Raw genomic sequence first — 4885 nt, forward strand, 5'->3', positions numbered from 1 at the left:
TGCGGCGAACCCTCCTCGGATCCGCCGCGCTGATGCTGCTCGCCGTCGCTGGTACCGCCATCGCCGACGGCCAGGAGAGTATCCAGACACCGGGACCCGTCGCGGTGCCGACGGTGTCCTCGGTCGTCGCCCCGGGCGTTCCGAACGGCGTCCCGGGCCGGCTCACCCCGATGTTCGCCCCGGTCCGGGCGTCCTTGCGTCGTTGATCGTCCGCCCGTTCGAGCCGACCGGGCGAATTCAGGCCGATCCGGGCGGATACGTTCCCCGTCGGCCCGGTCGGGGGTATTCGAACGGGGTATTCGGACGGGGTAAGCCGTCCCGGGTACCCGGAGGCGGCCGGGGCCGTGAGTTCCGGGGTGTCGCCCGCTCCGCCTCCCGGCGCCAGGCCCTGGCTGGTCGCCTTTGTCCGGCTGTCCGCCCCGGTCGCCGCCGGAAACCGGCGGGACGCATCTTTCCGGTACCTGAAAGACATTTTCTGAGTGTTCTGGAGGAGAGGTCTCGTCTGGCCTGATGTGAGGCTTTACCGTGTTACCCGCTCGGACGCGTCGCGCGTGCTTTCCAGGACGGAACCGGTCGTCGGCGTTCCGCCGTGCCGTGCGACGAGCGAATCGGGGAGGACGTGTGGACGTCAGCGACAACGAGGTGCCTGTCGCGAGCGTGGAACCGGTCGACCCCCCCGTACGGCCCCGACGTCTCGAGCGGTCATCCACGATGCGGTCGGTTCCCGCCGGCCCGAGCCACCGCGCCGATCCTTCCCGCCCCGGCGCCCGGCGAGTCGCGGACCGCGCCGACGCGGCGCCTCCTGCCACCGACGGCGAGCCGCAGACCGATCAGGCCAGCGGCCGGGTCGCGGCGGCGTGCGACGCGACGACCGTCCCCTCGACCGGCGGGACGATACCTGTTAGTCGGCTTCGCCTTCCCGCCGCGCCCCGGCCCAGCACAGCCGGCGGTGCCGGGCCGCGGGTACAGCCCGGGGTGGTCGTCCCCGTGCGGCCGTCGGGACCTGTGCAGCCGTCCGGGTCGGAACCGGCGGCCGGGACACGCCGTCCGGAATCGCCTCGTACGGCCTCCACCACCGCGATGACCGGGCCGGCGGCGGAGGAGACCCGGCCCGACCGGCGACCCACGGCCGCCAGGACGCCGGGCACGGGTAGTCCGGCGGCACGCGCTCCTGAGCCGGCCCCGGGAACTCCATCGGGTGCGGGGCCATCGGCTGCGGGACCGCAGCCGCGGCCCACGGCCCGCGAGGGTGCGACGCCGGAACCCGGGGCGGCGCGGATTCCGGTGCGTCAGCCCGCCCGGCGTCCGCCGACCCTCCCACCCAGTGAGGACAGGCCCGGCTCCGCCCCCGGAGGGCATCGCCACCCCCGGCATTCCGGGCGGGTCGAGGGGGCCGCCGCCGCGACCGACCGCGGGCGCGCTCCGGCTGACGGGAACCCGCGGGAGCCGTCGAGAGACTTGCCGACAGTGACCGCGGTGCGTGGCTTCGGCACGCAGCCGCCGGCCCCACCACCCGCTGCGACGGGCTCCCCGCGGGCGTGGTCGCCGACCTCGACGCCGTATCCGCTGCCCGCGGACTCCGGCGGCGGCTCGAACGGCTCGAACGGCACGGCGGTCGCCGCGCCGTTCGCCGGCGTCCTGACCGGCCGTCCCGCGCCGCGGGGGCGCCTGGTCGCGCCCGGTCGCCCGGTCGTTCTCGGTCACCGGGTCCTCCTCGCGAGCATCCTGGTCGCGGGTCTGCTGGGCGGGGGGATCGGTGCGCTGCTCGTCTCGATGACCGAGTGCGGCAGCGACCGGCAGGCGTCGGCGGCCCTGCAGGTCGGTACCGCCGCGCCCAGCTCCGACCGCAGGTCGGTCGCGTCGATCGCCGCGACGACTCTGCCCAGTGTGGTGACGATCGACGCCGGTGGCGGGGGCCGGCGATGCCGCGGGCACCGGCTCCGGGGTGATCATCAGCCCGGAGGGGTACATCCTGACGAACAACCACGTCGTGGCGCCCGCGGTCGCCGCCAGAACTCCGATCTCCGTGCGCCGCTACCAGGAGTTCGGCCAGGTCCAGGCCGACCTGGTCGGGCGGGATCCCAAGACTGACCTCGCCGTCCTGCGCATCCCGCCCCGCAACCCCTGCCGGCGGCGGCGCTCGGCCAGTCCGGCTCGCTGGTCGTGGGAGCGCCGGTGGTTGCCATCGGGGCGCCGTTCGGCCTCGCCGGCACCGTAACGACTGGCGTTGTCAGCGCGCTCGACCGCAATCCCATGGTCCCGGCCGAGAGCGGCACCGACCCCACGGTGCTCATCGGGGCGATCCAGATCGACGCGGCGATCAATCCGGGCAACTCCGGTGGTCCGCTGCTCGACGGCCTCGGCCAGATAGTGGGGATCAATACCGCGATCGCCGCGGTGCCCGGCCATGAGTCCCAGAGCCAGAGCGGCAGCATCGGCGTGGGGTTCGCCATCCCGATCGACTTCGCCCGCTCGGTCGCTCAGGAGATCATCTCGACCGGCCGGGCGACCCACCCGTACCTCGGCGTGTCGGCCGCGACCGTCACCGCCGGCCAGGCGAAGGCCACGGGGACCACGCCGGGTGCCCGCATTGTCAACCTGGCGCCCGATGGCCCCGCCGAGCGCGCCGGGCTGCGCGTCGGCGACATCATCACGCGGGTGGGCACCAGGGTCATCAGCGGGATGAATGACCTCATTGTCGCCGCCCGGCTCCACCGGGTAGGTGACCGGGTGCCGGTCGCCTACGAACGCGCCGGGGCCACCGCGACCATCCAGCTGACACTGCAGGAACAACAGCGCTGAGCTGCAGGCATCTTTTCGTTGCCCGCGAGCTCCTTGCCCGTAACACCGGGAGAGGTACGCTCAGCGCGTGTTCAACGGTGTCGGGTGGGGTGAAGTCGTCGTCTTGCTCCTGATCGGGCTGTTCGTCTTCGGCCCGGACAGATTGCCCAAGGCCGCCAGGGACGCGGGACGCGTGCTGCGTCAGCTGCGCCAGATGGCCAACGGCATGCGTAACGATCTCAGGTCCGAGCTGGGCCCGGAATTCGCCGATCTGGATATCCGGGACCTGCATCCCAAGACCTTCGTCCGCAAGCACCTGTTCGAGGACGGTCCGGTTCTGCCGCCATACCTCACCAAGCGGACCTCGCTCGACTCGCTGCTCCTCGGTGACGATCCGCCCGCGGTGCCGTCACTGACCAAGTCCTCGCTGCCGAGAGATCCCGCGGCCAAGGACCCGGCTCGTCCCGGCGCCGAGGCCGCGGTCCCGGCGGCGCCGCCCGGTCCGGTGTCTCCCATGCTGTCGAAGGTCTCGCCGAGCAAGGCCTCCGCCGCCCGCTCCGTGCCGGTGCAGCCGGCACGGAGCGGGCGGCCCGGCGACAGAGGTGCCCTTCGACTCGGACGCCACCTGAGCCGACCCGACGCCACCTGAGGTTCGGCGCCGCCGTCGGCTCGAGGACCCGCCCCGGGGCGGGATCAGCCGGGGCCGGGCTCGCGTCGATCAGGCTGCGCGAACCCGGACGGACGGCCGATCGTAGGTGTTCAGCGCCCCACCGGCGTGAGGTTGAGGCTGCGTCCGGCGAGCCCACGGGAGCGGTAGGTGAGCCGGCCTGCCACCGCGTCCAGGGCCTTGCCCGCCTCGCTGTCCGGCTCGCCGATGACCAGTGGCACGCCGTTGTCGGCGCCTTCCCGGAGCCGGACGTCTACCGGGATCTGGGCCAGCAGCGGTACGTCATGACCGAGCACCCTGGTCAGCCGCTCGGCCACCGCCGCCCCGCCGCCGGAGCCGAACACGTCGACCCGCTCGCCGCAGTGCGGGCAGGGCAGCCACGCCATGTTCTCGACGACCCCGACCACGTTCTGCCGGGTCTGCACGGCGATGGTCCCGGCCCGCTCGGCGACCTCGGTGGCCGCCAGCTGCGGGGTCGTGACCAGCAGCAGTTCGGAGGACGGCACCAGCTGGGCCAGAGAGATGGCGATGTCACCGGTGCCGGGCGGCAGGTCCAGGAGAAGGACGTCCAGGTCACCCCAGAAGACGTCCGACAGGAACTGCTCCAGGGCACGGTGCAGCATCGGTCCGCGCCAGGTCACCGGCTGGTTGCCACGCGTGAACATCCCGGTGGAGATGACTCGCACCCCGTGCGCCTGGGGCGGCATGATCATCTTTTCGACCTGGGTGGGCGGGCGGTCGATGCCCAGCATGCGGGGCACGGAGTGCCCGTAGATGTCGGCATCGAGCACACCGACCGACAGGCCCGAACGGGCCATCGCGGCGGCCAGGTTCACGGTGATCGAGGACTTGCCGACGCCGCCCTTGCCGCTGGCGACGCCGTAGACCCTGGTGGTCGAGCCCGGTTGGGCGAAGGGAATCGCCTTGGGGGCGTTGCCCCCCCGCAGTTTCGCGTGCAGGGCACCGCGTTGCTCGTCCGACATGACCTGCAGATCGACGCGGACCTCGCGGACGCCTTTGACCGCGCTGACGGCTCGACTGACCCGATTGATGATCTCGTCGCGCATGGGGCAGCCGGACACGGTGAGCAGGACCCCGACGTCGACCGAGCCGTCGTCGAGCACGCGAACCGACGAGACCATGTCCAGCTCGGTGATGGGACGACCGATCTCGGGATCGTGCACCGTCGCCAGAGCCGACTGGACCGCGTCGGGGGAAGGCCGGGATAGGGACAAGGGAAACCTCAGTCACAGGTTGGTATCAGGTGCGGCCCGCCGGGCCGCCTGTGGGTCCACGATAGCCCGCGGGGGACGTGACGGTGCCGGCTCACAATCCCCGTCTGCCGTGTTCGGCGGACCGGGGAGCGTGCCCCGCCCTGTCGGCTTCACGACGGGTGCGGAGCGTGCCCATCGCCATGACCAGGGGTGATTGTGTCCC

Annotated in this window: 4 protein-coding genes and 2 pseudogenes; 4 read left to right on the forward strand and 2 right to left on the reverse strand. The window is 72.6% G+C overall.

The window, feature by feature from the left end; all coding sequences use genetic code 11:
* Nucleotides 1–206: pseudogene (locus ACY5KJ_RS17510) on the forward strand (anti-sigma factor family protein); the annotation flags it as partial.
* A gap of 624 nt (nt 207–830) precedes the next feature.
* Here ACY5KJ_RS17510 and ACY5KJ_RS17515 read toward each other — a convergent pair.
* The gene (locus ACY5KJ_RS17515) at nt 831–1148 is read right to left on the reverse strand and encodes a hypothetical protein (protein ID WP_462203871.1); all 318 of its coding nucleotides are present in this window, start codon (nt 1146–1148) and stop codon (nt 831–833) included.
* Between the two features lie 842 nt (nt 1149–1990).
* Between ACY5KJ_RS17515 and ACY5KJ_RS17520 the strand changes: the two are divergent.
* The 3 genes and pseudogenes from ACY5KJ_RS17520 to tatB form a co-directional block, all read left to right on the forward strand.
* Nucleotides 1991–2337, forward strand: a pseudogene (locus tag ACY5KJ_RS17520) (S1C family serine protease); the annotation flags it as partial.
* A 189-nt stretch (nt 2338–2526) separates the two neighbouring features.
* A complete protein-coding gene (locus ACY5KJ_RS17525; RefSeq protein WP_462203873.1) occupies nt 2527–2802 on the forward strand; it encodes a PDZ domain-containing protein in 276 nt (91 codons plus the stop codon).
* A 67-nt stretch (nt 2803–2869) separates the two neighbouring features.
* Nucleotides 2870–3430 (forward strand): Sec-independent protein translocase protein TatB, encoded by a 561-nt coding sequence (gene tatB / locus ACY5KJ_RS17530; RefSeq protein ID WP_462189074.1) that lies wholly within the window; start codon nt 2870–2872, stop codon nt 3428–3430.
* Between the two features lie 110 nt (nt 3431–3540).
* On the opposite strand, the gene ACY5KJ_RS17535 is transcribed toward tatB, so the two are convergent.
* Nucleotides 3541–4683 carry an Mrp/NBP35 family ATP-binding protein gene (locus ACY5KJ_RS17535; RefSeq protein ID WP_462203872.1) on the reverse strand — a complete coding sequence of 381 codons (1143 nt, stop codon included), beginning with the start codon at nt 4681–4683 and terminating at the stop codon, nt 3541–3543.
* Between the last annotated feature and the right edge of the window lie 202 nt (nt 4684–4885).

The sequence above is a fragment of the Frankia sp. CcWB3 genome (assembly GCF_977927595.1).